This window comes from Arhodomonas sp. SL1, from assembly GCF_052060015.1.
Lineage (GTDB): Bacteria > Pseudomonadota > Gammaproteobacteria > Nitrococcales > Nitrococcaceae > Arhodomonas.
This window is the reverse complement of record NZ_JBPODZ010000034.1, coordinates 1-4,397: the sequence shown is the minus strand read 5'-3', so window position 1 is coordinate 4,397 and position 4,397 is coordinate 1. Positions and strand designations below refer to the sequence as shown.

The window sequence follows — 4,397 nt, the reverse complement described above, 5'->3', positions numbered from 1 at the left end:
TTCACAGAGGACCTTGGCCATTATCCCAGCCTACAGCCCGACTCGGTACACGCGGGCGGGAATAAATCAGTGTTTCCCTAAGCGCGTTTTAGATTCATTTATTTTCAAAACAGGAGACTTGCAAACACTAACAATTTTCTTAACAGCCTTAATTATTTCCTTGCAAGTCCCCTTTTGATTCGTCGAAAAAACCATATCATCAGCATACCTAGTATATACGACGTCCCCATACTTCCCTGACCCAATTTCATTGAGAATCTTGGAATCAAGATCCCTCATAACTATGTTACTAATGGCAGGGGATGACGGATACCCTACTGCTAATCTATCATCCTTAAAAAAACAAGACTGGTTAATAAATCCCAGTGATTTATCGTTCAAGTCCCATTCGGGTTTGAAATTTCGGTGCCACGATTTAATGTGAGATTCGATATCTTCGAAGCGTATGCTAGGAAAAAAATCTTTGAAATCCATTCTTAAGAAGTACCGGTTCAACGAATGGGCTCTGGCATTATGTAATATCGAGATCCCCTCTCTATATGCCATCGCAGCATCGCTTAGGGGCATATTGCAAAATACTGAGTGCATCAACCAATACTGGATAACCTTAAGCTTTTTTGATGGGTGGAAAATTTCTCTAGAACCACCGGATCTTTTAGGAATTTGAAACTTCTTTACTCGAACTCTAGCTCCAGAAATTGCCTCATTGACAAGGCTTTCTGGAACCTTAAGATCTCTTGAGATCACTTCTTCAATACGCATAAAGTCTTTCCGGGTATTTTCTTTGCGCGTAATTCCGAAACACAGCTATAAAAGGAGACAAATCGAAATTATATTTATAGTAACAATCCGACCTTTTTGAGCGATAAAGACCTTTCGCGTTCCTTTCAATTGAACCAAAAGCGCAGAGAATTGCCAAGAGGTGAGAGACGTTATTAAAGTTTGACTTGCCAAAAAGCTGTATCAATAACTCTATTACTTCCTTATGGGTAAGAGGTCCCGACAAGAATACTAAATCATGTAAGAACATCGCAGAATACTTATCGAAGGAATCGCCTGGATGTAGGGACTCTAGCTTTGCGGATTTTGATTTGGACTTCAAAGGCTTTTGAAAAAGATCATATATCTTATAAAACGTATCGCCGATAGCGTCCTTTGACCATATGCCATCATTGCTCATTTTGTAACAAATAATTCTTTCCGGACCTGACGACTCATTGATAGCGTTAATCGGACCGAGGTTTATAAAAGACTCTTCGTCTTTAAACTTCTCGTCATTTATAATGACAATTTTTTCACGCAAAGTCCGATGAGAGAACGCTCCCAGTTCGGCGAACGAACTCGGGCTTTCCAAAACGATCAGGACGTAATCAGAGAAATCAGAAATTAAATGCTCAACATCAAGAAGATTTTCTTTATGACCCTCTTCTTTTAGTGTTGAAAACATTCTTTCTGCCAGAAAAAAATATGTATGAGGCAGGTGTTTGTCAGAAAATTCCATGAGCACTCTACGTCGCTCTGATATTTCATTTTTTGATTTATTAGCTCCGCACAAAAAAACGAAGCGGGCAATAGTAGGGGGAAGAAGAACGCGACCGGAGTTAATTGACCGTCTCAGCGCGCTTAGTCGGTCATGTACCAGTCTTTTATGTCTAATTTCATGAAGCATTGTAAGTTGTCACCTACTTAAGCACGCGTTACTTCCTTTGACGGAAGGCGCTGACTAGCGCCTTCCGTCAAAGGAAGTAACGCCAGAAAGCTAAAAATCCAGAGGCAGAACACGACTCGTGTTCCGATGGGCCTAAGCCCATAATCGCTAGGTGACATCAGAACGCTACCTCTTTCCTCTCTGTTAGTCAATCCAACGAACCTGACCAGTGATTTGTAACAGTGAAGCATTTCTTCGCCGTGCGCAGCATGGCGGATAAATGCCTGTTGGACTAAGCCGCCCATCAGGTTGCTACGCCTTTAGATAGGGATTTGTATTGGCGGGACTGCGGCGTGGCGCGATGATGCGCGTGCGCATTGGGTCATGATCGAGGCTGCGGGGGATGCTGGGAGCCATGTGCCGAGTCCTTCCGGGGCTCAATACGCGGAATGTAGCGTGCCTGATGGCGAAAATCCAACCTTGGGGCGAGCGCGGCCATCGGCCGTGACGCGGCCGGGTGTCGGGATCGATGGTCGTCTGCGCGGGTTAGGTCATGCTCGATAGCGGTGCGCCCTCGGATTCACTGGCCGGCGCCGCGGGGGCCGCCGGGGCCGCCGGGCCACAATCGCCCCGGTCCTGCGCATGGCCGGCTTGCGACATTGCGGGCAGGTGTAGCGCGCCTCGCTCGCGCACGCCGTGTTGGCGGCCTCCGGGGCCGGGTCGACGAGGGCCAGTGCCTGGCGGATCTGGGCGAGGCGCCGGCGTCGGCAGCGATTGGCCAGAAAGCCGTAATGACGCACCCGCATCAGCCCCTTGGGCAGGACATGCAGCAGGAAGCGGCGCACGAACTCCTCGCCGTCGAGCACGAGCGGTTTGTGTCGGTTGCGGTCGCGGTAGTCCTTGTAGCGCAGGGCGACCTGGCGCGCGTCGACGGCGAGGATGCGGGCATTGCTGATCGCGATGCGCCGCGTGTAGCGAGCCAGGTAGTCCACCACCGACGCGGTGTGCTCGAGACAGTCCTTGCTGTAGACCACCCACTCGGCGGCCATCAGGGCATCGAGGTGGTCATCGACTTCACCGGGCCGGGTAACGCGGTGCAGTTCACCGGCGTCAGCGCCAGCACGCAAGGCGCGGACCATATGCCCGCGAAAGTAGCGCGACAGCGCCCGTACCGGGAACAGGTAGTTGCTGCGCGCCGCCCGCCAGCCGCCGTCGTCGCCCAGCGCACCGCCGGGGACCAGGCAGTGCAGGTGCACGTGCTGGCTCAGGTTCTGCCCCCAGGTGTGGAGCACCGCGCTCATGCCCATCGCGCCACCGAGGCGCTTGGGATCGCGACCAAAGGTCCGGAGGGTCTGCCAGGCGCTGTGGAACAGTAGCCGATGGATCACCTCGGGATGCAACTGGACCCAGCCGTTGAGCGTGTGCGGCAGGGTGAACACGACGTGGTAATAGCGCACGGGCAAGATCTGCGCCTGCTGGCGTTCGGCCCACTGGCGCATGGCTCGGCCCTGGCACTGCGGGCAGTGGCGATCGCGGCAGCCGAAGTAGCGCGGCTGTTCGTGGGCGCAATCCGCACAGCGCAGGACCATCCCGCCCATTGCCTCGGTGCGGCAGGCCAGCAGGTGGCCGCACACGCGCTGGCGCTGGAGATCGAGCCCGCTCGGGTTCAAAAAACGGTCCAGTGCCTGTTGCAGGGTGGCGGACTCAGTCATGACCCACCTCCAGTGCGGCCACCAGATCCGCGTGGCCCTGACACGCCCCCTGCTGACCCGGCAGCCAGTGCATATAGCGCATCGTCGACTGGACGTTGCGATGGCCGAGCAGCCGTTGGAGCTGGTGAACCGGCAGGCCTTGTTCCAGGACATGCGTGGCATAGGCATGGCGCAGGCTGTGGATGCCGCCCACGCGCTCGACGCCGGCCTGGCGCTTGGCCAGGGTGAAGGCCTTCTGCGGGGCGCTGGCGTGCAACGGACGATCCGGGACCAACGCGCCCGGGAACAGCCACTCCTGGGGCCGATACGCACGCCAGTACTCGCGCAACCGAGCGAGCAGACTCGCCGGCAGCAGGACCATGCGGTCCTTGCCGCCTTTGCCCTGTGCGACGCGCAGCTGGCCGCGCTGGCTATCGATATCCCCGACCCGCAGTCGACAGACCTCGCTCACGCGTACTCCGCAGCCATAGCACAATTCGAGCATCATTCGATGCTTCCGATTGGTGCAGGCGGTCAGGATCCGCCGCACTTCCTCGCGGGTCAGCAGTTCCGGGATCCGCTGCGGCGCCTTGGGCACGACCGGCGATACGTCCACCGAAGGCCATTGCAACACCTGCAGGTACAGAAACCGTACGCCGTGCAGATAGACCCGACAGGACGCGGCCGACAGACCGCGCTCCTGGACGAGATGGTTGAAGAAGCGTTGCAGATCGTCGGCGTCGAGCTCATCCGGCGAACGCCGGAAATAGCGTGCCAGATCCGTGATCACCGCCAGGTAGGTCCGGTGGGTGCGCTGTGCGAAACCACGCTGGCGCATGGCCTCGATCATCTTCTCTCGCAAAGCAGTCATCGCTGTCACTCCTGCTCATGACCCACATGGGTCGACGAACAGTGTGCTTCGATGACGCGAAAGACGTTACTTGAAGGGGGCTACCGCAAAGCGGTTTAGTTCAACGCACCGCTAAGGAAACACTGATTTATTCCCGCCCGCGTGTACCGAGTCGGGCTGTAGGCTGGGATAATGGCCAAGGTCCTCT

Annotated in this window: 4 protein-coding genes; all 4 read right to left on the bottom strand. The window is 55.3% G+C overall.

Going from position 1 to position 4,397, the window contains the following annotated elements:
- Positions 1-66 precede the first annotated feature (66 nt).
- A complete protein-coding gene (locus tag ACQ754_RS16910) occupies positions 67-762 on the bottom strand; it encodes a retron St85 family RNA-directed DNA polymerase (protein ID WP_440998220.1) in 696 nt (231 codons plus the stop codon).
- Positions 752-1,669, bottom strand: a complete 918-nt coding sequence (locus ACQ754_RS16905; protein WP_440998219.1) for a retron St85 family effector protein — start codon at positions 1,667-1,669, stop codon at positions 752-754. Before ACQ754_RS16905 ends, ACQ754_RS16910 begins: the two co-directional genes overlap by 11 nt.
- Before the next feature lie 530 nt (positions 1,670-2,199).
- A complete protein-coding gene (locus tag ACQ754_RS16900) occupies positions 2,200-3,360 on the bottom strand; it encodes an IS91 family transposase (RefSeq protein ID WP_440998218.1) in 1,161 nt (386 codons plus the stop codon).
- Positions 3,353-4,210 (bottom strand): tyrosine-type recombinase/integrase, encoded by an 858-nt coding sequence (locus ACQ754_RS16895; protein WP_440998217.1) that lies wholly within the window; start codon positions 4,208-4,210, stop codon positions 3,353-3,355. Before ACQ754_RS16895 ends, ACQ754_RS16900 begins: the two co-directional genes overlap by 8 nt.
- Positions 4,211-4,397: the final 187 nt, after the last annotated feature.

Coding starts and splice junctions, on each gene's coding strand:
- ACQ754_RS16910 (WP_440998220.1), bottom strand. CDS start 762: ATGCGTATTGAAGAAGTGATCTCAAGAGATCTTAAGGTTCCAGAAAGC.
- ACQ754_RS16895 (WP_440998217.1), bottom strand. CDS start 4,210: ATGACTGCTTTGCGAGAGAAGATGATCGAGGCCATGCGCCAGCGTGGT.
- ACQ754_RS16905 (WP_440998219.1), bottom strand. CDS start 1,669: ATGCTTCATGAAATTAGACATAAAAGACTGGTACATGACCGACTAAGC.
- ACQ754_RS16900 (WP_440998218.1), bottom strand. CDS start 3,360: ATGACTGAGTCCGCCACCCTGCAACAGGCACTGGACCGTTTTTTGAAC.